The sequence below is a fragment of the Streptomyces pratensis genome (assembly GCF_037137275.1).
Lineage (GTDB): Bacteria > Actinomycetota > Actinomycetes > Streptomycetales > Streptomycetaceae > Streptomyces > Streptomyces pratensis_B.
In genome coordinates this window covers 120634-143577 of record NZ_JBBBEN010000088.1, presented here as the reverse complement: position 1 = coordinate 143577, position 22944 = coordinate 120634, and the positions used below count along the sequence as shown (strand labels likewise).

Below are 22944 nucleotides of genomic sequence, written 5' to 3'. Positions count from 1 at the left end.
TCTGTTCGACCCACCGCCGCATCGCGCGGAACGTTACCGTATCGCGATCAGGCCACCACTTCGACGCCCTCGCCGGGGGGGTTGCCTGACGCCCGTTCGGACTCCAGAGCGTTCTGAAGGATCACCACAGCGGCAGCCTGGTCGATGACAGACCGGCCCTTCCTGGACTTCACGCCCGAGGCGCGCAAGCCCTGAGTGGCCGTCACCGTGGTCATCCTCTCGTCCACGAGCCGCACCGGAACGGGGGCGATCGACCGGGCGAAGACCTGGGCGAACTCCCGGACCTTGGCGGCCGCGGGGCCCTCTCCGCCGCCGAGCGAGCGCGGCAGGCCGAGGACGACCTCGATCGGTTCGTACTCCTCGACGAGCCGGCGGAGCCGCCGGTGGGCGGCCGGGACGTCGCGTCCCGGCACGGTCTCCACCGGCGTGGCCAGGATGCCGTCGGGGTCGCACGAGGCGACCCCGATCCGGGCGTCCCCGACGTCGACGGCCAGCCGTCGGCCGCGGCGCATAGGCGTCATCGCGCCGCTCACGCCGTCTCGGTGACGAGGCGTTCGACCGCGGCCACGGCGTCGCCGATCGCGGCAGCGTCCGTGCCGCCGCCCTGGGCGACGTCGGGCTTGCCGCCGCCGCCTCCGCCGAGGGTCTTCGCGGCGGTGCGGACGAGGTCACCGGCCTTGAGACCGCGCTCGCGGGCGGCCTCGTTGGTGGCGATGACGGTGAGGGGCCGGCCGTTGACCGTGGTGAACAGCGCCACGACGGCCGGACGGCCGCCCTGGATGCGCCCTCGCACGTCCAGGACCAGCTTGCGCAGGTCGTCCGCGGACGTGCCGTCCGGGACCTGACCGGTGACCAGGGCGACGCCCCGGACGTCCTGGGCGGAGTCGACGAGTCCGGCGGCGGCCCGCAGGACCTTCTCCGCACGGAACTTTTCGATCTCCTTCTCGGCGTCCTTCAGCTTGCCGAGCATGCCCGCGATCTTCTCGGGCAGTTCCTCGGAGCGGCCCTTGACCAGCTCCTGGAGCTGGGCCAGGACCGTGTGCTCCTTGGCGAGGAAGTTGTACGCGTCCACGCCGACCAAGGCTTCGATGCGGCGTACGCCGGAGCCGATGGAGGACTCGCCGAGCAGCTTGACCAGGCCCAGCTGGGCGGTGTTGTGGACGTGGGTGCCGCCGCACAGCTCCTTGGAGAAGTCGCCGATGGTGACGACGCGGACCCGCTCGCCGTACTTCTCGCCGAACTCGGCGATGGCGCCCTGCTTCTTGGCGTCGTCGATGGACATGACCTCGGCCTGGACGTCGAGATCGCGCGAGAGGACCTCGTTGATCCGCTGCTCGACGTCGGTGAGGACCGTGCCGGGGACGGCGGCGGGCGAGCCGAAGTCGAAGCGGAAGCGACCGGGCGAGTTCTCCGATCCGGCCTGGGCGGCCGTAGGTCCGAGCGCGTCGCGCAGCGCCTGGTGCGTGAGGTGCGTGGCGCTGTGGGCGCGGGCGATGGCGCGGCGGCGGGTGGCGTCGATGGAGGCGAAGACGGGGGCCCCGACCGTCACCTCGCCCACCTGGACGACGCCCTTGTGCACGTGGACGCCGGGGACGGGCTTCTGCACGTCGCGGACCTCGATCACCGCGCCGGTGTCGAGCCGGATGCGGCCGGTGTCGGCGAGCTGGCCGCCGCCTTCGGCGTAGAAGGGGGTCCGGTCGAGGACCACCTCGATCTCGTCGCCCTCGGTGGCGGCGGGCGAGGGCACGCCGTCGACCAGGAGCCCGACGATGGTGGACTCTCCGGCGGTGCTGGTGTAACCGGTGAACGCGGTGGCGCCGGAGGTGTCGGCGACCTCCCGGTAGGCGGACAGGTCGGCGTGGCCGGTCTTCTTGGCGCGGGCGTCGGCCTTGGCCTTGTCGCGCTGCTCCTGCATCAGACGGCGGAAGCCGTCCTCGTCCACGGCCAGCCCCTGCTCGGCGGCCATCTCCAGGGTCAGGTCGATCGGGAAGCCCCAGGTGTCGTGGAGCAGGAACGCCTTGTCGCCGGCGAGGACCTTGCCTCCGGCGGCCTTGGTCTCGGTGACCGCGGTCTCCAGGATGTTGGTGCCGCCCTTGAGGGCCTTGAGGAAGGCGGCCTCCTCCGCGAGCGCGACGGTCTCGACGCGCCCCCGGTCGGTGATCAGCTCCGGGTACTGGAGGCCCATCGTGTCGATCACGACGCCGACGAGGTCCTTGACGACCGAGCCGGTGGCGCCCATCAGACGCATGTTGCGGATGGCGCGGCGCATGATGCGGCGCAGCACGTACCCGCGGCCCTCGTTGCCGGGGGTGACGCCGTCGCCGATGAGCATCACCGAGGTGCGGATGTGGTCGGCGACGACGCGCAGCGAGACGTCGCTGCCCTGTTCGGCTCCGTAGCGGACGCCCGTCAGCTCGGTGGCCTTGTCCATGACGACGCGCAGGGTGTCGGTCTCGTACATGTTCTGCACGCCCTGCAGGATCATGGCGAGGCGTTCGAGGCCGAGGCCCGTGTCGATGTTCTGCGACGGCAGGTCACCGAGGATCGGGAAGTCCTCCTTGCCGTCGCCGGCGCCCCGCTCGTACTGCATGAAGACCAGGTTCCAGATCTCCACGTAGCGCTCGTCGTTGACGGCGGGGCCGCCCTCGGCGCCGAACTCGGGGCCCCGGTCGTAGTTGATCTCGGAGCAGGGGCCGCAGGGGCCGGGGACGCCCATGGACCAGAAGTTGTCCTTCTTGCCCAGGCGCTGGATGCGCTCGGCCGGGACGCCGATCCTCTCGCGCCAGATCCGCTCGGCCTCGTCGTCGTCGAGGTAGACGGTGATCCACAGGCGCTCGGGGTCGAGACCGAACCCGCCGTCGGCGACGGAGCTGGTCAGGGCCTCCCAGGCGTACTGGATGGCCCCTTCCTTGAAGTAGTCCCCGAAGGAGAAGTTGCCGCACATCTGGAAGAACGTGCCGTGCCGGGTGGTCTTGCCGACCTCTTCGATGTCCGGCGTGCGGACGCACTTCTGCACGCTGGTGACGCGCGGGGCGGGCGGCTTGACCTCGCCGAGGAAGTACGGCTTGAAGGGGACCATGCCCGCGGGAACCAGCAGCAGAGTCGGGTCGTCCGCGATGAGCGACGCCGAAGGAACGACGGTGTGGCCGCGCTCCTCGAAGAAGCTCAGCCAGCGGCGGCGGATTTCAGCCGACTCCATCAGTGGTCCTCATTCCGGTTGTTCGGGTTGTAGGGGAGCGTGCGGTACGAGTGGCTGCCCGGGGCGGGCTCGGCCGCTTCGACGGCGAAGTGCCGCCGTACGGGGAGTTCGGGGTCGACCGGCGCCTCCAGGCCCAGGGCGCCGCCCAGTTCGGCTTCACGCCGGACCATGCCCTCACGGACGTCGAGGGCGAAGTCCTTGAGCTTGTGGCCGGTCTCGATCGCCTTGTCCGCGGCCTGCGCGGCGAGACTCTCGGGCGTCAGCCGCTTGAGCTTGCGGTTGACCTTGGCAGTGGCCCAGACACCGGCGGCTGCGCCGGCGGTGAACCAGAACGTGCGGCGGAACATCGCTCGATCAGTCCTTCTGTCCGCGGGAGCTTCGGCGGTCGCGCCCGCGTCCGCGGGCGGAGGGCACGGTCCGGCCGACGACCACCGTGCGCCGGGCGGAGGAGCGGCTGCGCACCGGTTCCGCTTCCGACGCGGGTGCGGGGCGGCGGCCGAGGGCCTGCCGCACGCCGTAGCCGAACGCGGCGACCTTGACGAGCGGGCCGCCGAAGGTGGAGGCGACGGTGGTGGAGAGCGCGGAGGCGTTGGAGGTGACCTCCTGGACGTCGCTCGCGATGGCGTCGACCTTGTCGAGCTGGGTCTGCGCGGACCGCACCGTCGCCGAGGCGTCGGTGAGCAGCGGGACGGCCTGTTCGGTCACGTCCGCCACGAGCTTGGTGGTCGCCCTGAGCGTCTGGGCGAGCCTCACCAGCACGACGGCGAGGAACGAGACCAGGATCGCCCAGAAGACGGCCACGAAAATTCCGGCCACCTCTCCACCGGACACGATGCACCGCCCTCTGCTCATCACTTCGCCCCTGGCAGGGCTTGTCTCCGTCATGGACGCGCCGGTTCTTCCCCGCGCGTCCGATCGTCGTCCCACGAGCCTATCGCGCCGCGCATCGCCTCCCCTACCGCATTCCCGGCGGACGGGGCGGGAGTCGCACCGGCGCAGTCGGCCGGGCCTGGCCGGTGGGGGACGAGCGGCGACAGGGCGGTCGTCGGCGGTGCGGCCGGAGCACGCACGAGGGCGGGGCCGGGGGAACGCGAAGGCCCGCCGCCTCCCGGACGACAGGGAGGGGCGGGCCGGAGCGCTGGTGAGAGCGACTGCGCCTGGATCAGCGGGCGTAGTACTCGACGACGAGCTGCTCGTCGCAGATCACCGGGATCTCCTTGCGGTTCGGGTCCCGGTCCAGGCGGAAGGCCAGGGCCTTCAGGTTCACCTGGAGGTAGCGCGGGGTCTCACCGTCGGTGTCGTAGCCACCCTCGCGGGCCACCTGGAAGGGGACCTTGGAGCGGCTGCGCTCGCGGACCTGGACGACGTCGTCCGGGCGCACGCGGAAGGACGGCTTGTCGACCTTGCCGCCGTTGACCTCGATGTGGCCGTGGACGACCATCTGACGGGCCTGGTAGATGGTGCGGGCGATGCCCGAACGCAGGACCAGGGCGTCGAGACGGCGCTCGAGCTCGACGACCAGCGCCTCGCCCGTCTTGCCCTCGGCCTTGCGGGCGCGGTCGTAGGCACGCGCCATCTGGCGCTCGCTGATGTCGTACTGGGCGCGCAGGCGCTGCTTCTCCAGCAGACGGACCTTGTAGTCCGAGTTCTGCTTGCGCCCACGGCCGTGCTCGCCCGGCGGGTACGGACGAGCCTCGAAGTACTTGACAGCCTTGGGCGTCAGGGCGATGCCGAGGGCACGCGACTTCTTGACCTTGGGACGCGACTGGTTAGGCACGTTCTCCAGACCTCCGTTGTGGGTTAGGTTAGGTTTACCTTACTCAAGGAGATCGCATGTCTCGCCCTGGGAACACCACTCACGTCACGGACAGCACAGACAGCGGCAGCACACTTGAAGGTGCTGCTACGACGGAAGGCCGATCTGATCGTGGTCAGCCGCGTCCCAGCGGGCTTGAAAACACTCGGATGCCGTCAGCAGCCGAACGCACACGAACTCTCGTACAGAGTACCTGCTCCGCACGGCTCGTCGTACCGGGGCTCGATCTGGCCCGCGCCGAGCCCTTGATCCCGGAGAGCAGGAGCGTGGGCCCCGAGGGCGATCTGTTCCTCTCCTTCCCGGCGGACTCCCCCGCCGTACGGGCCGCGACGCACGCGCAGGGCGACGACCTCACCGCCTTGCTGGAGCTCACCGACGTCGCTCCGGTCTCGGTACCGCACCGGATTCGCGGGCGCGCCCGGGTCTCCGGCTGGCTCACCTCCGTGCCGGGCCTCGCGGAAGCGGGCCGCATGATGCTGCGTCTGGAGCTCGACGAGGCGTACGTGGACGACCTCTGGGGCGCGGAGGAGGTCGATCCGGACGACTTCCGGGACGCGGCCCCCGACCCGCTGGCCCTCCACGAGGTGGAACTGCTCCAGCATCTGCACTCCGCCCACGAGGACCGGATGCGCACTCTGTGCGGCCTCCTCGGCGAGCGCACCGCCGGCACGGCCGTCCCGGTCGCGCTGGACCGCTTCGGGCTGCGGGTCCGCTTCGTCGAGCGCCGCGACGCGTGCTTCGACGCCCGCTTCGAGTTCCCCGAGCCGGTGCGGGACGTCACCGGGCTGCGCCGCGCCATGCACACCCTCTTCGAGGCGGCCTCCCACTGACCTCCGCTCCCCCGGCGCCACCTGCGACGGGGGCGGCCCGGCGGGCTCCGCTCAGGACGCGCCTTCGGCCGGGGCCTCGCCGCCGGTGCGCCCCAGCCGCTCGCGGACCCTCTCGACCACATCGGCGTACCGTGCCTCGGCGCCGTAGCGGGTGGGGGTGTAGTACCGCCGGTCGCGGACCGCGTCCGGGGCGTACTGCTGGGAGGCGATGCCGCCTTGGACGTCGTGCGGGTAGACATAGCCCTGGGCGTGGCCGAGCTTGGCGGCGCCCTGGTAGTGCCCGTCGCGCAGATGGGCCGGGACCGGCCCCGCGAGCCCCTTGCGGACGTCGTCCCGCGCGGCGGAGATCGCGAGCGTCGCCGCGTTGGACTTGGGCGCGAGCGCGAGCGCGATGGTGGCGTGGCTGAGGGTGAGCGCCGCCTCGGGGAAACCGATCATGGCGACGGCCTGCGCCGCCGCCACCGCTGTCGGCAGCGCCGTGGAGTCGGCCAGGCCGATGTCCTCGCTGGCGGAGATCATCAGCCGCCGGGCGATGAAGCGCGGGTCCTCCCCCGCCTCGATCATCCGGGCCAGATAGTGCAGTGCGGCGTCCACGTCGGACCCGCGGATGGACTTGATCAGCGCGCTGGCGACGTCGTAGTGCTGGTCGCCGTCGCGGTCGTACTTCACGGCGGCGCGGTCGACGGTCGCCTCGACCGTCTCCAGGGTGATCTGCGCCTCGTGGGTGGCGAGCGCCGCGCCCGCCGCCGCCTCCAGCGCCGTCAGCGCCCGGCGCGCGTCGCCGCCCGCGATGCGCAGCAGGTGCGCCTCGGCGTCCTCCGGCAGGGTGAGCGCGCCGGCCATCCCCCGCTCGTCGGTCAGCGCCCGTCGCAGCAGCGCGCGCAGGTCCTCGTCGGTCAGCGGTTCCAGGGTGAGGAGCAGGGAGCGCGAGAGCAGCGGGGAGATGATCGAGAAGTACGGATTCTCCGTGGTGGCGGCGATCAGGGTCACCCAGCGGTTCTCCACGGCGGGCAGCAGGGAGTCCTGCTGGGCCTTGGAGAAGCGGTGGATCTCGTCGAGGAAGAGGACGGTCTCCTTGCCGAAGCCGCCGGTGGCGCGGCGGGCGCTCTCGATGACGGCCCGGACCTCCTTGACGCCGGCGGTGATCGCGGAGAGCTCGACGAAGCGCTTGTCGGTGGCCTTGCTGACCACGTACGCCAGGGTCGTCTTGCCCGTGCCGGGCGGGCCCCAGAGGATCACGGAGGACGCCCCGGCCGGACCGCCGCCTCCCTCGCCGACGAGCCGGCGCAGCGGCGAACCGGGCTTTAGGAGGTGCTGCTGGCCGACGACCTCGTCGAGGACGCGCGGACGCAGCCGCACAGCGAGGGGGCTGCTGGACGGGTCCTTCTCCTGGCGGTCTTCCGCGGCTGCGGTAAAGAGGTCGGGCTCCACGTCGTGAAGCCTATGCCACCCCGCTGACAGCGCCGCCGGGAGCGTCCGCGCGGATGCTCAGCCGGTCCAGAAGTCCCACCAGCGGGTCAGGATCAGCATGCCGATGATCCCGATCCACAGGACCGGGGGCGCCCAGGGGAACTCGGTCAGTCCGTTGCGCAGCCACGCCGGGGCGGGGAGGACGCGGTTCTTCACGTTGTGGGTGGTCACGTAGCAGAACATGACGATGGTGGCGACCCAGGCCAGGCAGCACCACAGGCACAGCGAGCTGATCTCGTAGAGCGACTGGTACTGGAGCCAGGTGCAGAAGCCGACGCCGAACAGCGTCCCGGCGTTCAGCCCGAGCCAGAACCAGCTGCGGTAGCGGGCCCCCGCGAGCAGTCCCACCCCGATGGCGATGACCATGCCGTAGGTGACCAGACCCAGCATCGGGTTGGGGAACCCGAACGCGGAGGCCTGCTCGCTCTTCATGATGTTGCCGCACGCGACGACCGGGTTGAGGCTGCAGCCGGGGGTGAAGGAGGGGTCCTCCAGCAGCTTGAACTTGTCGAGCGTGATGACCCAGGAGGCCAGGAGACCGGCCGCACCGGTGATCACGAGGAGCAGAGCCAGACCGCGCCCGGCCCCGAAGGTTCGCTTGCTGCCGCCCTCGTCCTGGCCGGAGGAGAGGCCGTGGTCTACCGCTGCAGTCGTCATATCGCCGTTCCATCACGGAGTGGTCAGCCGGGCACGCTCATTGTGCCGCACCCCTGTACCGGCCATCCGTTCGACGGACATAAAGGCGTACGGCCGCCGGGCGGGAACCTGTGGGCGCCGCGGACGGTCGGGGGCCGGCGGGGAGATGTGGCCGGCGGGCGTGACCTGGGCGGGCGTGGTGGCGGGACGGCCCGATGGAGGGCGCCGATCTCGGACTCCGCCCCGCTCGTCGGCGTCTGCGGGCCGACGCCCGTCGGCAGGATGAATCCGCGCCTGCCGGGTTGACCGTACGGAGGCGGGCGGGGCGTAAGCCCCGGCCCGCCTCTCGGGGCTCCGTCAGCCGAGCCGCTTCGCGAGCTCCGCGACGACCTCGGCGGACGGCACCGCCGTCTGCTCGCCGGACTCCATGTCCTTGAGCTGGACGACGCCCTCGGCCAGATCTCGTTCGCCCGCCACCAGGGTGTAGCGCGCGCCCGAGCGGTTGGCGCTCTTCATGGCGCCCTTCAGGCCCCGGCCGCCGAACGCGAAGTCGGCGGCGACGCCGGAGCGGCGCAGTTCGGTGACGATGCCGAACAGGAACCGGCGGGCCTCCTCGCCGAGCGGAACCGCGTACACGCTGGTGGTGGCGGGAAGGTCCAGCTCGACGCCTTCCGCCTCCAGCGCGAGGACCGTGCGGTCCACACCGAGGGCCCAGCCGACGGACGGCAGCGCGGGGCCGCCGATCATCTCGGAGAGGCCGTCGTAGCGGCCGCCGCCGCCCACCGCGGACTGCGCGCCGAGACCGTCGTGGACGAACTCGAAGGTGGTGCGGGTGTAGTAGTCGAGGCCGCGCACCAGCTTCTCGTCGTCCTCGAAGGCGACGCCGGCCGACGTCAGCAGGGCGCGGACCTCCTCGTGGTACGCCTTGCAGGCGTCGCAGAGGTGGTCGCGGAGCTTGGGCGCGCCGGTGAGCTGCTTCTGCACCTCGGCCCGCTTGTCGTCCAGGACGCGCAGCGGGTTGATCTCGATGCGGCGACGGGTCTCCTCGTCGAGATCGAGGTCGCGCAGGAAGCCCTGGAGCGCCTCGCGGTAGACCGGACGGCACTCCTTGTCGCCGAGCGAGTTCAACAGGATGCGGAACCGGCGCAGGCCCAGTGAGCGGTACGCCTGGTCGGCGAGGATGATCAGCTCGGCGTCCAGGACCGGGTCCTCTGTGCCGATGGCCTCGGCGCCGACCTGGGAGAAGTGGCGGTAGCGGCCCTTCTGCGGGCGCTCGTAGCGGTAGTAGGAGCCGGAGTACCAGAGCTTGACGGGGAGGTTGCCGGCCTTGTGGAGGTTGGCCTCCAGGGCGGCGCGCAGCACGGACGCGGTGCCCTCGGGGCGCAGGGCCAGCTGCGAGCCGCCCTTGGTGGTGAGGGTGTACATCTCCTTGGTGACGATGTCGGTGGACTCGCCGACACCGCGCGCGAAGAGGTTCACGTCCTCGAAGCCGGGCGTCTCGATGTAGCCGTATCCGGAGTCGCGCAGCGGCGCGGAGATGGCCTCGCGCACCGCGAGGTACGTCGCGGAGTCCGGCGGGGTCAGGTCGTACGTGCCCTTGGGGGCCTGAAAGGTGCTCACGAAGGTCTCTCGTCTACATTCCTCGGCGCGGCGGCGCGTCCAGGCCGTTCAGAAACGGGTTGGAGGCGCGCTCGCGGCCGATGGTCGTCTGGGGGCCGTGGCCGGACAGCACCACGGTCGAGTCGTCCAGCGGCAGGCACACGCGTGCCAGCGACCGGAGGAGCTCGGCGTGGTCGCCGCCGGGCAGGTCGGTGCGTCCGACGGAGCCGGCGAAGAGCAGGTCGCCCGAGAAGAGGACCGGCGGAACGTCCGCCGCCTCGGGCATCCGGAACGTCACCGACCCCTTGGTATGGCCGGGTGCGTGCGAGACGCCGAACTCCAGACCGGCCAGCTTCAGCCGGGACCCGTCGGACAGCTCCTTGACGTCGTCCGGCTCCCCGACGGTCAGCTCGCCCATGAGGGGCATCCCGATGGAGCGGCCGAGCGCCTTCTCCGGGTCGCTCATCATGTAACGGTCGTCGGGGTGAATCCAGGCGGGGACGTCGTGGGCGCCGCAGACGGGGACGACCGAGGCGACGTGGTCGATGTGGCCGTGGGTGAGGACGACGGCGACGGGCTTGAGCCGATGCTTCCTCAGCGCCTCCTCGACGCCCTGGGCGGCCTGGTGGCCCGGGTCGATGATGACGCACTCCTCGCCGGCGGCGGGGGCGACCAGGTAGCAGTTGGTCCCCCAGGCCCCGGCGGGGAAACCGGCAATGAGCACGATCGTCCTTAATGTTCGTCCGGCGGGAGCGGCCGCAGCGAAGGATGCGGCGGATGAGAGCCTACCGGCGCTCCTCATGACACAGGTAACCCATATACGGTACGGGCAACTCAGACCCGATCTCACGACGTAACAAGGAGCCCAACCGGTGTCCAGCAGCGAACAGCGGCGGCGGCAGCTCGCCAGGGAGAAGTTCGAGCGCCAGCAGAAGCGCCGGGAGGAGGCCCGCCGCAGGACCAGGCGGATCACCCTGATCGTGGCGTCGGCCGTGGCCGTGGCCGCGGTGGCGGGCGTGAGCGCGTTCGTGGTGGCGGGGAAGGAGGACGACGACGGCAAGAAGTCGCAGGCGTCGAGCGAGAGCCCCGTTCCGGAGCCTTCGGAGACCGAGAGCAAGGCTCCCGAGCCTCCGATGAAGATCGATGAGAAGGCCACGTACACGATGGCGCTCAAGACGAGCCAGGGCGACATCGCGTTCTCCATGGACGCGTCCAAGACACCGCACACGACGAACTCCTTCAAGGCGCTCGCCGACAAGGGCTACTTCGACGGCACGAAGTGCCACCGGCTGACCACCCAGGGCATCTTCGTCCTGCAGTGCGGCGACCCGAAGGGCGACGGCACGGGCGGCCCGGGCTACAACATCCCGGACGAGAACCTGGACGCGCTCGGCAAGGCCGGCGCCGACGGGACGGTGTCCTACCCGCCGGGCACGGTGGCGATGGCCAACACCGGCCAGCCGGGCTCCGGCGGCAGCCAGTTCTTCCTGGTCTACAAGGAGACGAAGCTCCCGCCCACCTACACCCCGTTCGGCACGATGGACGACGCCTCCCTGAAGGCCGTCCAGAAGGTCGGCGAGGCCGGGGTCGAGGGCGGAGCGGGCGACGGCGCCCCGAAGAAGGCCGTGACGATCGAGAAGGCGTCGGTCGAGAAGGAGTGAACCGGCCGGCCGGCTCCCCCGCGCCGGAACGGAGAATCCCGGCCGTGCTGAGTGCGGACAGCCGGGCGGCCGGTCGCCTAGATTGACGTAGTGCAGGGCGGGCGATGCCCGCCCCAGGAAACTGTGGACGATGCCGGGGGGCGAACCCCCTCACAGGCATCAGGTGGAGGAGGCGCTGTGAGCAGCGACCCGTGGGGCCGCGTCGACGAGACGGGCACCGTGTACGTGCGAACAGCCGATGGCGAGAAGGTCGTCGGATCGTGGCAGGCCGGTTCCCCCGAGGAGGCTCTGGCCTATTTCGAGCGCAAGTACGACGGCATGGTGGTCGAGATCGGCCTCCTCGAACGGCGCGTGAAGACGACCGACCTGTCGGCCAAGGACGCGACGGCGGCGATCGGCCATCTGCGGCAGCAGGTCGACGAGCACCACGCGGTGGGCGACCTCGACGCGCTGCGCAAGCGGCTGGACGCGCTCGTCGCGACGGTGGACGCGCGGCGCGAGGAGCGCAAACTCCTCAAGGCCAAGCAGACCGACGAGGCAAAAAGCGCCAAGGAGGCGCTGGTCGCGGAGGCGGAGGAGCTGGCGCAGAGCGAGCAGTGGCGGTCGGCGGGTGAGCGGCTGCGGGCGCTGGTGGACACCTGGAAGGGTCTCCCCCGCCTCGACCGCACGTCGGACGACGAACTGTGGCACCGCTTCTCGCACGCCCGCTCGGCGTTCTCCAAGCGGCGCAAGGCCCACTTCGCCGCGCTGGACGCCCAGCGCGAGGAGGCCCGCAAGGCCAAGGAGAAGCTGGTCACCGAGGCGGAGGCGCTGTCCGGCTCCACGGACTGGGTGACCACGGCCGCGCGGTACCGCGATCTGATGACCGAGTGGAAGGCGGCGGGCCGCGCCCAGCGCGAGGCCGAGGACGATCTGTGGAACCGCTTCCGCGGCGCCCAGGACGTCTTCTTCGCCGCCCGCAGCGAGGTGTTCGCGGAGCGGGACGCCGAGCAGGGCGAGAACCTCAAGCTGAAGGAGGAGCTCGCCGCGGAGGCCGAGAAGCTGGTGCCGGTCAAGGACCTCAAGGCGGCCAGGGCGGCGTTCCGGGGCGTCAACGAGCGCTGGGAGGCCATCGGCCACGTGCCGCGGGACGCCCGCCCGAAGGTCGAGGGCCGGATGCAGGCGGTGGAGCGGGCGCTCAAGGAGGCCGAGGAGGCCGAGTGGCGCCGGACGAACCCGGAGGCGCGGGCCCGCGCCGAAGGTCTGACCGGGCAGCTCCAGGCCGCCGTGGACAAGCTGCGCGGCCAGATCGACACCGCGCGGGCCGCGGGCGACAACGCCCGCGCGGACAAGCTCGCCAGGGAACTGGAGGGCCGCCAGGCGCTGCTGGACCAGGCGCTCAAGGGCCTGGAGGAGTTCGGCGGCTGACGCCTTCGCGCCGCACGCGGAGGAGGGCCCCGGTACGCGCGTACCGGGGCCCTCCTCGTGCTGTCAGGGTCTGCGGGCCGAAGTGACCCGGTAGACGTCGTAGACGCCCTCCACACCGCGTACGGCCTTCAGCACGTGGCCCAGGTGCTTGGGGTCGCCCATCTCGAAGGTGAAGCGCGAGGTGGCCACCCGGTCCCGGGAGGTCTGGACGGCCGCCGACAGGATGTTGACGTGCTGGTCGGACAGGACCCGGGTCACGTCGGACAGCAGTCGCGAGCGGTCCAGCGCCTCCACCTGGATGGCGACCAGGAAGACCGAGGACTGGGTGGGGGCCCATTCGACGTCGAGGATGCGTTCGGGCTGCTGGGAGAGCGAGTCGACGTTGACGCAGTCGGCCCGGTGGACGGAGACGCCGCTGCCCCGGGTGACGAAGCCGATGATGGGGTCGCCGGGCACGGGCGTGCAGCAGCGCGCCAGTTTGACCCAGACGTCCTCGACGCCCTTGACGACGACGCCGGGGTCCGCGTTGGCGCGGCGCTTGCTGCGGCCGTGGGAGGGCGGGGTGGACTCCGCCAGGTCCTCGTTGGCCTCGTCGTGGCCGCCGAGCGCCTGCACCAGCTTCTGCACGACGCCTGCGGCGGCGACGTGGCCCTCGCCGATCGCCGCGTAGAGCGAGGAGATGTCGGGGTAGCGCATCTCGTGGGCGAGGGTCACCAGGGAGTCACCGGTCAGGATGCGCTGGATCGGCAGGTTCTGCTTGCGCATGGCCCGCGCGATGGCGTCCTTGCCCTGCTCGATGGCCTCGTCGCGGCGCTCCTTGGAGAACCAGGCACGGATCTTGTTGCGGGCACGCGGCGACTTGACGAAGCCGAGCCAGTCCCGGGAGGGCCCCGCGCCGGCCGCCTTGGAGGTGAAGACCTCCACCAGGTCGCCGTTGTCGAGCGTCGACTCCAGCGGGACGAGCCGCCCGTTGACGCGTGCTCCTATGGTCCGGTGGCCGACCTCTGTGTGGACGGCGTACGCGAAGTCGACGGGGGTCGCTCCGGCGGGCAGCGCTATCACGTCGCCCTTCGGCGTGAAGACGAAGACCTCGTTGCGCGAGAGATCGAAGCGCAGGGACTCCAGGAACTCGCTGGGGTCCTCGGTCTCCTTCTGCCAGTCCAGGAGCTGGCGCAGCCACGCCATGTCGTTGACGGTGTCCTGGCCGCGCCCGGTGTTCCTGGGGACGTCGGTGCGCACCTTGGAGGCGCCCGCCACGGCCTCCTGCTTGTACTTCCAGTGTGCGGCGATGCCGTACTCGGCGCGGCGGTGCATGTCGAAGGTGCGGATCTGCAGCTCGACGGGCTTGCCGCTGGGGCCGATCACCGTGGTGTGCAGTGACTGGTACATGTTGAACTTGGGCATCGCGATGTAGTCCTTGAACCGCCCCGGCACCGGGTTCCACCGGGCGTGGACGGTCCCGAGCGCCGCGTAGCAGTCGCGGACGGTGTCGACGAGGACGCGGATGCCCACCAGGTCGTAGATCTCGGCGAAGTCGCGGCCCCGCACGATCATCTTCTGGTAGACGCTGTAGTAGTGCTTGGGGCGGCCGGTGACGGTGGCCTTGATGCGGGCGGCGCGCAGGTCGGACTGGACCTCGTCGGTCACTATGGCGAGGTATTCGTCGCGCTTGGGGGCCCGCTCGGCGACGAGCCGCACGATCTCGTCGTACATCTTGGGGTAGAGGATCGCGAAGGCGAGGTCCTCCAGCTCCCACTTGATGGTGTTCATGCCCAGCCGGTGCGCCAACGGGGCGTAGATCTCCAGCGTCTCGCGGGCCTTCTTCTCCTGCTTCTCCCGCTTGAGGTAGCGCATGGTGCGCATGTTGTGCAGGCGGTCGGCGAGCTTGATGACCAGGACCCTGGGGTCCTTGGCCATGGCGACGACCATCTTGCGCACGGTCTCGGCCTGCGCGGCCTCGCCGAACTTGACCTTGTCCAGCTTGGTGACGCCGTCGACGAGCAGGGCGACCTGGTCGCCGAAGTCTCGGCGCAGGGTGTCCAGGCCGTACTCGGTGTCCTCGACGGTGTCGTGGAGCAGGCCCGCCATCAGCGTCGCCGGGTCCATGCCCAGCTCGGCGAGGATGGTGGTGACGGCCAGCGGGTGCGTGATGTAGGGGTCGCCGCTCTTGCGCTTCTGGCCCCGGTGCCAGCGCTCGGCGACCTGGTAGGCCTTCTCGATCTGGCGCAGCGTGGCCGTCTCGATCTTGGGGTCGTTGCCACGGACCGTACGCAGCAGGGGCTCCAGGACCGGGTTGTACGGGCTGGAGCGCTGCACGCCCAGCCGGGCGAGGCGGGCCCGCACCCGGTTGGAGGAGCCGCCGGAGCGGGGCGCGGCGCCGACCGGAACGGCGGGCTTCACGGGCGCGGGCGCCGGCGGCTTGGGCCCGGCGGCAGCCGGCTCGGCGGGGGGCTGCGGCGCGGGGCCCCCGGGCGGGGCCTGCGGTACGGGCGAGTCGGCCCGGCCGACGGGCTGTGCGGCGGCCGAGGGGCGCACGGCACCGGGGACGGGCTCCGGGGGCGCGGGCTTCGGCGTGTTCGAGGGCGCGGCCTTTCGAGGCGTGGCGGGGGCCGCCACGGGCTTGTCGGGCTGCGGGGCGGCGGCTGACTGGGCCTCGTCTGGCAAGAGCGCTCCTCGTGCGGAACCGGGGGACCCGGAGAACCCATGGTATCGACCCTCCGGCGAGACCTCGCCCGGGGACGGCGGAACCCGGGGAACGAGGACGGGCACCCGGTTGTTCCCGGGTGCCCGTCCCTCCTGTCCGGTGTCCGCCGCCGGGCGGCGGACAACGGCTCAGACCGTGATCAGCGCCTCCAGCGGGGCGCCCCGGAGCACCGGCTCCAGACGGTCCCGGCCCGCGAGGAAACCGAGCTCCATGAGCACGGCGACGCCCGCGACCTGGGCCCCGGCCCGCCGGATGAGCTCCAGCGAGGCCTGCGCGGTGCCGCCGGTGGCGAGGACGTCGTCGATGACCATGACCCGGTCCCGCGGGTCGAGGTCCTCGGCGTGGATCTCGATCTCCGCGCTGCCGTACTCCAGCTCGTAGGACTGGCCGAGCGTGGCTCCGGGCAGCTTTCCGGCCTTGCGGACCGGTACGAAGCCCAGGCCCGCGCGGACCGCGGCGGGCGCGGCCAGGATGAAGCCGCGCGCCTCCAGGCCGACGATCTTCGTGGCGCCGTGCCGGACGCACATCTCCGCGAGGGCGTCGGTCAGCGCCGTGAAGGCCACCGGGTCCGCGAGCAGCGGGGTGATGTCCTTGAACACCACGCCCGGCTTGGGGTAGTCCGCGACATCGCGGATACGGCTGAGCAGCAGCTCCCTGATGGATTCGGTGGTGCTCGTCATCGCTCAGCGCTTCCCGGGGGTGTGGCCGGGCGAGCGCGGCCGGCCGATCGCCGTGCCCGCCGTCTCGGCGTCCTGCGAGGAGCCCTCCCGCCGGTCCTGCGGACCGTCGTCGGGGAACTCGCCCTTGGCGGCCGCGGCCGCCCGCTTGGCGAGGACCCGCTTCTTCAGCGCCTTCATCTGCGGGTCGCGTTCCTTGAGGTCGGCGACGAGCGGCGTGGCGATGAAGATCGAGGAGTACGCGCCGGCGGCGAGACCGACGAACAGCGACAGCGAGATGTCGTTCAGCATGCCGGCGCCGAGGACGCCGCCGCCGATGAAGAGCAGCCCGGCCACCGGCAGCAGCGCCACCACGGTGGTGTTGATGGAGCGGACCAGGGTGCTGTTGATCGACCGGTTGGCGATCTCGCTGTACGTGTAGCGGGTCTGCTTGGTGATGTCCTTCTGGCCCTCCTTGAGGCTGTCGAAGACGACCACCGTGTCGTACAGGGAGTAGCCGAGGATGGTCAGCAGACCGATCACCGTGCCGGGGGTGACCTCGAAGCCGACCAGGGCGTAGACGCCGACCGTGATGGTGATGTCGTGGATCAGCGCGATGAGGGCGGCGACGGCCATCCGCCACTCGAAGGCGATGGCCAGGTAGACCACCACCAGGATCATGAAGACCCACAGACCGGTCCACGCCTTGTTGGCGATCTGCTCACCCCAGCTGGGGCCGACCAGGTCCGCGTTGATCTTCTCGGCCGGGATGCCCAGCTCGTCGGAGAGCGTCTCCTTGATCTTGTTCGCCGTGGGCGTGTCGACCTCGGTGATCTGGATGCGCAGACCGCCGTTGCCGAGCTCCTGGACGATGGCCTGGTGGCCCGAGGCCTCGGTCGCCACGTCCGTGGCCTCCGCGGTGGAGATCTTGGCGCTGGTGTTGGTCGTGAAGACCGCGCCGCCCTTGAACTCGATGCCCATGTTCAGGCCGCCGACCGCCAGACCGATGACGGCCGTGATGGTGATCAGGATCGAGACGCCGTACCAGATCTTGCGGTTGCGGATGAAGTCGTATCCGACCTCGCCGCGGTAGAGCCGGGCGCCGAGATTGCCGAGTCGCGACATCTCACGCCTCCTTCGGTTCGGTGGGGGCGTTGACACGGCGCGAGCGGCGCAGCGGCGGCTGGGCGCCGAGCCGCTTCGGGTCCAGCCCGGACCAGGGGCCGCCCTGGGAGAAGAACTTCGTCCGCCCCATGAGCGTCATGAGGGGCTTGGTGAAGAGGAACACCACGACGACGTCGAGCAGCGTGGTCAGGCCGAGCGTGAACGCGAAGCCCTGCACCTTGCCGACGGTGACGACGAAGAGCACGGCGGCGGCCAGGAACGACACGAAGTCGGAGACCAGGATGGTGCGCCGGGCCCGCGGCCAGGCGCGCTCGATGGCCGGACGGAGCGTGCGCCCCTCGCGGATCTCGTCTCTCACCCGTTCGAAGTACACGATGAACGAGTCCGCCGTGATGCCGATGGCGACGATGGCGCCGCAGACCGCCGGCAGGTTCAGCGCGAACCCGATGGCAGGGCCCAGCAGGGACATGATCGTGTACGTCAGGATGCCGGAGACCAGGAGGCTCAGCAGGGCGATGAACGCCAGTCCCCGGTAGTAGACGAGCAGGTAGATGATGACCAGCGCGAGACCGATGGCGCCGGCGATCAGACCGCCCTTGAGCTGCTCGTCGCCGAGCGCGGCGGTCACCGTGGTGACGCTCACCTCCTCGAAGGTGAGCGGCAGGGCGCCGTAGGACAGGATGTTGCCGAGGTCCTCGGCCGACTGCTGGTCGAAGCTGCCGGAGATCTGGGCGTTCTTGCTGAGCGCCGTCCGCACCGAGGGAGCGGAGACGACCTCGCCGTCGAGGACGATCGCGAACTGGTTCATCGGCGGCTGCTGCTGCGAGAGCCGGCTGGTGATCTTCTGGAACTTCTTGGCGCCGGCGGAGGTGAACTCCATCGACACGATCCACTCACCGGTCTGCTGCTCGATGGCGCCCTCGGCGTCGTCGACGTCCCGGCCGGAGACCTCGGCGGGGCCGAGCAGGTACTTCTCGTAGCTGCCGGGGACGTTCGAGCCGCAGGCGACGATGGAGTCGCTGGGCTTGGCGTCCTCGCCCGCCTCGGAGCGCTGCTTGGGGTCGGTGCAGTCGAGCTCGGCGAACTGCTTCTGGAGCTCGGCCGTCGCCGGGTCCGCGGAGGGCGAGGCCTCGGGCGAGTCGGACGGCTTCGGCTCGTCTGACGCGGAGGGGGTCGGGTCGTCCTTCGTCAGGGCGCCGGTGACCGCGCGGCCCTGCGTGGTGGCGCTCGGCGAGGGGGTGCCCTGCGCGTCGCCGGCCTCCTCCTCCTTCGCCCCGTCCCCGCCGGTGGCCTTGTCCTCACCGGCGGCGGACTCGCCGGCGCTGGGCGTGGCACCGCCCGAGGGAGAGGCGGAGCCGGACGGCGTGGGCTGCTCGGGACCGCTCGCCTGAACCGCCAGAACAGGCCGGAAGTAGAGCTGGGCGGTGGTGCCGACCTGCTCCTGTGCCTGCTTGGAATTCGTCCCCTTGGGGATGTTGACGATGATGTTGCGATCGCCCTGGGTCTGAACCTCTGCCTCGGAGACGCCCAGCCCGTTGACGCGCCGCTCGATGATCCCGACCGCGGTGTTCATGTTGGTCGGGTTGATCGCGTTCGGCTTGCCGGGCTGGTTCTGTGCCTCCAGCGTGATCGACGTCCCGCCGGCCAGGTCGATGCCCAGCCGCGGCGCGGTGTGCCCGGACAGGAACATTCCGCCGACGAGCGCGACCATGACGATGAGGATCAGAGCCAGGGCACGCCCCGGCCCGCCTTGACCGCCGGATGGTCCTCGGCCCTTCTTGGGTGCTGCCACCTTCTCGTTTCTCCCTGTCCAACCGCCCCGCGCCGGGTACGCGCCGAAGCGGCCACGAAGTGTTGTGGGGACCTGCCCCCGCAGACGACCGCACGGTCCCGGGGACGCCGCGCGCCGGTGGGCGCGCGACGTCCCCGGGGATCGTGAGAACTACTTGGTGCCGGACTCGCCGTCGTCCTTGGCGTCCTTGGCGGCGGCGCTCCCGGCGTCGTCGGCCGTCTCGTCCTTGCCCAGGTCGATCTTGGTGACCTCCACGTCGTCCGCGTCGCGCTCGCCGGTGAGCGAGGAGGCGTCGTCGGGGACGACGGCGCCGTCCGCGTCCAGCTCCTCGTCGTCGCCGTGCACGATGCGGTTGTACTCCGCGTCGTCCAGAACGGCGCCGATCGAGTTCTTCGCGTAGACGGCGTGCACCCCGGGGGCGACCTCGAGCACGACGGTGTCGTCGTGGACTTCCTTGACGGTGGCGTACATGCCCCCGATCGTCCGGACGCCGGTGCCGGGCTGCATGTCGCTGCGCATCTGCGCGGCCGCCGCCTGCTTCTTCTTGGCGGAGCGGGTCATCAGGAACATGGCCCCGATGAGCACGATGAAGGGGAGGAGAGTCAAGATATCCACGGGACGGGAATTCCTTCGCACGACCGCGCTGGAATGCGGCCTGTATATACGGGGGTGGGTACACCGACCGGTAAGGGCGGCGTCGGCGGAGTCTAAGCGAGTCCGCATCGTTGGAACAACGCCCAGCATGGCACCGTGGTTCCTGTGGACGCGAACCTGTGTCCCCTTACATCCCGAACAGACCCGGTTGTCCCTTTACGGCGTGCTGCGGCGGGACCAGCTCCAGATGCGCCCAGGCAGCAGGGGTGGCGACCCGGCCCCGCGGCGTCCTGGCCAGCAGCCCTTCCCGTACGAGGAAGGGCTCGGCGACCTCCTCGACGGTCTCCCGCTCCTCCCCCACGGCCACCGCGAGGGTCGACAGGCCGACGGGTCCGCCACCGAACAGTTTCAGCAGCGCGCCGAGCACCGCCCGGTCCAGCCGATCGAGACCGCGGGCGTCAACCTCGTACACCTTGAGGGCGGCCTCCGCGATGCCCCGGTCGATCGCGCCCTCCGCCTTCACCTGGGCGTAGTCGCGGACCCGGCGCAGCAGGCGGTTGGCGATACGGGGGGTGCCGCGGGAGCGTCCGGCGATCTCGGCGGCGCCCTCCGCGTCGATGGCCACGTCGAGGAGGCGGGCGGAGCGGTGGAGGACGCGCTCCAGCTCGGCGGGGGCGTAGAACTCCATGTGCCCGGTGAAGCCGAAGCGGTCGCGCAGCGGGGGCGGCAGCAGCCCGGCCCTGGTGGTGGCCCCGACCAGGGTGAAGGGGGGCAGTTCGAGGGGGATGGCGGTGGCGCCGGGGCCCTTGCCGACGATGACGTCGACGCGGAAGTCCTCCATCGCCATGTAGAGCATCTCCTCCGCGGGCCGGGACATGCGGTGGATCTCGTCCAGGAAGAGGACCTCGCCCTCCTGGAGCGAGGAGAGGATCGCCGCGAGGTCGCCCGCGTGCTGGATGGCGGGTCCCGAGGTGATCCTGATCGGGGCGTTCATCTCGGCGGCGATGATCATCGAGAGGGTCGTCTTGCCGAGGCCCGGGGCGCCGGAGAGCAGCACGTGGTCGGCGGTGGCGCCGCGGGCGCGAGCCGCCTTGAGGACCAGGTCGAGCTGTTCGCGGACCTTCTCCTGGCCGACGAACTCTCCCAGGTCCTTGGGGCGCAGGGCCGCCTCCACCGCGGTGTCCTCGCCGTCCGCGTCGGCGTCGACCAGGCGGTCGTCGAGAGCCGGCCCGGTCGGTTCGCCGGCTTCGGGGCCGGTCTCGTCCCAGTTCATGTGAGGCCTCTTCGGGGGGGTCGGTGCCGGTCAGCGTGCGCGGTTGAGAGTCTGCAGGGCGGCCCGCAGGAGGTGGGGCACCGGGGGCGCCGCGCCTTCGGCGACGGCGGCCTCGGCCTGGGGGGCGACGGCGTTGACCGCTTCGTCGGCCTCGCGGCTCGCGTAGCCGAGGCCGATCAGCGCGGCCTGGAGCTGGTCGCGCCAGCCGGAGGCGGCGGGGCCAGCGCCCTGCGGGGCGATGTGCGCGCCGGCCGGTTCGCCGAGGCGGTCCTTGAGCTCCAGCAGCAGCTTCTGGGCGCCCTTCTTGCCGATCCCGGAGACGGCGGTGAGTGCCTTCTCGTCGCCGGTGGAGACGGCGAGGCGCAGCGCGTCGGGGCTGTGGGTGGCGAGCATCGCCTGGGCGAGCCGGGGGCCGACGCCGCTGGCGGTCTGGAGGAGCTCGAAGACCTGCCGCTCGTCGTCGTCCGCGAAGCCGTACAGGGTGAGGGAGTCCTCCCGGACGACCAGTGAGGTGGCGAGCCGGGCCTCCTTGCCGATGCGCAGGTCGGCCAGGGTGTGCGGAGTGCACTGGACGGCCATGCCGATGCCGCCGACCTCGATGACGGCCGTGGTCGGGGCGAGGGCGGCCACCGGGCCGGAGACGAAGGCGATCATGCGGTGCGGCCTTTCAGCGTGCGGGGCGTGCGGAGTGTGCCGGGCGCCCGGGACGCGCCCGGCGGGCCGGCCGTGCGGTGCGCGGCGACGGCCTGCTGAAGCCGGTTCTGCGCGGGTGCGCGCCAGATGTGGCAGATGGCGAGGGCCAGCGCGTCCGCGGCGTCGGCGGGCTTGGGGGGCGCGTTGAGCCTCAGCAGCCGGGTGACCATCGCGCCGACCTGGTCCTTGTCGGCGCGGCCGGACCCGGTGACGGCCGCCTTGACCTCGCTGGGGGTGTGCAGGGCCACGGGGATGCCCCGGCGGGCGGCGCAGAGCATGGCGACCGCGCTGGCCTGGGCGGTGCCCATGACGGTGCGGACGTTGTGCTGGGCGAAGACGCGCTCCACCGCGACGAACCCCGGGGAGTGCTCGTCGAGCCACTGTTCGATGCCCCGCTCGACGGCGACGAGCCGGTCGCCGAGATCGGCGTCGGACGAGGTCCGCACGACGCCGACGCCGAGCATGGTCAACGGCCGTCCGGCGACGCCCTCGACCACCCCGACACCGCATCGGGTCAGCCCCGGGTCGATGCCCAGAACCCGCATGGAGCCCCCCTCGTCCTCGCCGCGCGCCGCGTCCGCTCGTTCATCTGTTCCCGCAGGCTATCGGCTCGCACCGACATCGCCCCGCACCGACGAGGCGTTCCGTCCGACGAGGCGACAGGACGACGGGCCGGCGGGGAGTCCCCGCCGGCCCGTCGTCCTGTCGCGCGCTGCCGTACCGGCCGTGCCCTCAGGCGTCGACCTTCTCCATGACCTCGTCGGACACGTCGAAGTTGGCGAAGACGTTCTGCACGTCGTCGCTGTCCTCCAGTGCGTCGATGAGCTTGAAGATCTTGCGGGCGCCCTCTTCGTCCAGCTCGACCTGCATGGTCGGCAGGAAGTTGGCCTCTGCGGAGTCGTAGTCGATGCCCGCCTCCTGGAGCGCGGTGCGCACCGCGACCATGTCGGTGGCCTCGCTGACCACCTCGAAGGTCTCGCCGAGGTCGTTGACCTCTTCCGCGCCCGCGTCCAGGACGGCGCCGAGGACATCGTCCTCGGTCAGCTCGCCCTTGGGCAGGATCACGACGCCCTTGCGGTTGAACAGGTACGAGACGGAGCCCGGGTCGGCCATGGAGCCGCCGTTCCGGGTCATCGCCACACGTACGTCGGAGGCGGCACGGTTGCGGTTGTCGGTGAGGCACTCGATGAGCACCGCGACGCCGTTGGGGCCGTATCCCTCGTACATGATCGTCTCGTAGTCGGCGCCGCCCGCTTCGAGACCGCCGCCGCGCTTGACGGCGGAGTCGATGTTCTTGTTCGGGACGGAGCTCTTCTTCGCCTTCTGAATGGCGTCGACGAGCGTCGGGTTGCCGTCGGGGTCCACGCCGCCGGAGCGCGCCGCGACCTCGATGTTCTTGATCAGCTTCGCGAAGAGCTTGCCGCGCTTGGCGTCAATCACGGCCTTCTTGTGCTTCGTCGTAGCCCATTTAGAGTGGCCGGACATCTGC

The 22944-nt window shown here is 71.1% G+C and carries 21 protein-coding genes; 3 read left to right on the top strand and 18 right to left on the bottom strand.

The genetic code is table 11. From position 1 onward, the window contains the following. Positions 1-47 precede the first annotated feature (47 nt). The 5 genes from ruvX to rpsD form a co-directional block, all read right to left on the bottom strand. Complete coding sequence (ruvX, locus tag V9U70_RS14270; protein WP_336675449.1) at positions 48-521, bottom strand: Holliday junction resolvase RuvX; 474 nt, start codon at positions 519-521, stop codon at positions 48-50. 8 nt (positions 522-529) lie between these two features. Beyond that, positions 530-3199: an alanine--tRNA ligase gene (alaS, locus tag V9U70_RS14265; protein ID WP_336675305.1), complete on the bottom strand. Its 2670-nt coding sequence runs from the start codon at positions 3197-3199 to the stop codon at positions 530-532. Further along, positions 3199-3546: a DUF6167 family protein gene (locus tag V9U70_RS14260; RefSeq protein ID WP_336675304.1), complete on the bottom strand. Its 348-nt coding sequence runs from the start codon at positions 3544-3546 to the stop codon at positions 3199-3201. The genes alaS and V9U70_RS14260 overlap by 1 nt, the downstream gene beginning before the upstream one ends. Before the next feature lie 7 nt (positions 3547-3553). After that, on the bottom strand, positions 3554-4015 hold the full coding sequence (locus tag V9U70_RS14255; RefSeq protein ID WP_336675447.1) for a DUF948 domain-containing protein: 462 nt from the start codon (positions 4013-4015) through the stop codon (positions 3554-3556). Positions 4016-4361: 346 nt separating this feature from the next. Continuing rightward, the gene (gene rpsD, locus V9U70_RS14250; protein ID WP_014157362.1) at positions 4362-4976 is read right to left on the bottom strand and encodes a 30S ribosomal protein S4; all 615 of its coding nucleotides are present in this window, start codon (positions 4974-4976) and stop codon (positions 4362-4364) included. A gap of 188 nt (positions 4977-5164) precedes the next feature. Here rpsD and V9U70_RS14245 point away from each other — a divergent pair, with 188 nt between their 5' ends. Further along, entirely contained in the window at positions 5165-5845 is a 681-nt protein-coding gene (locus tag V9U70_RS14245; RefSeq protein ID WP_336675303.1) for a DUF2470 domain-containing protein, read from the top strand. 51 nt (positions 5846-5896) lie between these two features. Here V9U70_RS14245 and V9U70_RS14240 read toward each other — a convergent pair whose 3' ends face one another. The 4 genes from V9U70_RS14240 to V9U70_RS14225 form a co-directional block, all read right to left on the bottom strand. After that, positions 5897-7276: a replication-associated recombination protein A gene (locus tag V9U70_RS14240; RefSeq protein WP_336675301.1), complete on the bottom strand. Its 1380-nt coding sequence runs from the start codon at positions 7274-7276 to the stop codon at positions 5897-5899. 57 nt (positions 7277-7333) lie between these two features. Further along, positions 7334-7972: a vitamin K epoxide reductase family protein gene (locus V9U70_RS14235; protein WP_336675299.1), complete on the bottom strand. Its 639-nt coding sequence runs from the start codon at positions 7970-7972 to the stop codon at positions 7334-7336. A 336-nt stretch (positions 7973-8308) separates the two neighbouring features. Then, a complete protein-coding gene (hisS, locus tag V9U70_RS14230) occupies positions 8309-9571 on the bottom strand; it encodes a histidine--tRNA ligase (protein ID WP_336675297.1) in 1263 nt (420 codons plus the stop codon). Between the two features lie 13 nt (positions 9572-9584). Beyond that, positions 9585-10274 (bottom strand): MBL fold metallo-hydrolase, encoded by a 690-nt coding sequence (locus V9U70_RS14225; protein ID WP_336675295.1) that lies wholly within the window; start codon positions 10272-10274, stop codon positions 9585-9587. Positions 10275-10422: 148 nt separating this feature from the next. On the opposite strand from V9U70_RS14225, the gene V9U70_RS14220 reads away from it, so the two are divergent. After that, a complete protein-coding gene (locus V9U70_RS14220) occupies positions 10423-11211 on the top strand; it encodes a peptidylprolyl isomerase (protein ID WP_336675293.1) in 789 nt (262 codons plus the stop codon). A gap of 177 nt (positions 11212-11388) precedes the next feature. Next, positions 11389-12618, top strand: coding sequence for a DUF349 domain-containing protein (locus V9U70_RS14215; RefSeq protein WP_336675291.1), 1230 nt, complete (start codon positions 11389-11391; stop codon positions 12616-12618). A 63-nt stretch (positions 12619-12681) separates the two neighbouring features. Here the strand turns inward: V9U70_RS14215 and V9U70_RS14210 are convergent, their stop codons facing one another. The 9 genes from V9U70_RS14210 to V9U70_RS14170 all read right to left on the bottom strand — a co-directional run bounded on the left by V9U70_RS14210 (position 12682) and on the right by V9U70_RS14170 (position 22940). Further along, entirely contained in the window at positions 12682-15282 is a 2601-nt protein-coding gene (locus V9U70_RS14210; protein WP_336675290.1) for a RelA/SpoT family protein, read from the bottom strand. Between the two features lie 168 nt (positions 15283-15450). Then, the gene (locus V9U70_RS14205; protein ID WP_336675288.1) at positions 15451-16002 is read right to left on the bottom strand and encodes an adenine phosphoribosyltransferase; all 552 of its coding nucleotides are present in this window, start codon (positions 16000-16002) and stop codon (positions 15451-15453) included. 3 nt (positions 16003-16005) lie between these two features. Then, positions 16006-17103: a protein translocase subunit SecF gene (gene secF / locus V9U70_RS14200; protein WP_336675286.1), complete on the bottom strand. Its 1098-nt coding sequence runs from the start codon at positions 17101-17103 to the stop codon at positions 16006-16008. Between the two features lies 1 nt (position 17104). Next, positions 17105-18895 (bottom strand): protein translocase subunit SecD, encoded by a 1791-nt coding sequence (secD, locus tag V9U70_RS14195; protein WP_336675285.1) that lies wholly within the window; start codon positions 18893-18895, stop codon positions 17105-17107. A gap of 150 nt (positions 18896-19045) precedes the next feature. Then, positions 19046-19510: a preprotein translocase subunit YajC gene (gene yajC, locus V9U70_RS14190; RefSeq protein ID WP_336675283.1), complete on the bottom strand. Its 465-nt coding sequence runs from the start codon at positions 19508-19510 to the stop codon at positions 19046-19048. A gap of 166 nt (positions 19511-19676) precedes the next feature. Further along, positions 19677-20762 (bottom strand): Holliday junction branch migration DNA helicase RuvB, encoded by a 1086-nt coding sequence (gene ruvB / locus V9U70_RS14185; RefSeq protein ID WP_336675282.1) that lies wholly within the window; start codon positions 20760-20762, stop codon positions 19677-19679. Positions 20763-20792: 30 nt separating this feature from the next. Then, positions 20793-21416 carry a Holliday junction branch migration protein RuvA gene (gene ruvA, locus V9U70_RS14180; protein WP_336675281.1) on the bottom strand — a complete coding sequence of 208 codons (624 nt, stop codon included), beginning with the start codon at positions 21414-21416 and terminating at the stop codon, positions 20793-20795. Continuing rightward, positions 21413-22000 carry a crossover junction endodeoxyribonuclease RuvC gene (ruvC, locus tag V9U70_RS14175; RefSeq protein WP_336675280.1) on the bottom strand — a complete coding sequence of 196 codons (588 nt, stop codon included), beginning with the start codon at positions 21998-22000 and terminating at the stop codon, positions 21413-21415. Before ruvC ends, ruvA begins: the two co-directional genes overlap by 4 nt. A gap of 187 nt (positions 22001-22187) precedes the next feature. After that, the gene (locus V9U70_RS14170; protein WP_205083000.1) at positions 22188-22940 is read right to left on the bottom strand and encodes a YebC/PmpR family DNA-binding transcriptional regulator; all 753 of its coding nucleotides are present in this window, start codon (positions 22938-22940) and stop codon (positions 22188-22190) included. Between the last annotated feature and the right edge of the window lie 4 nt (positions 22941-22944).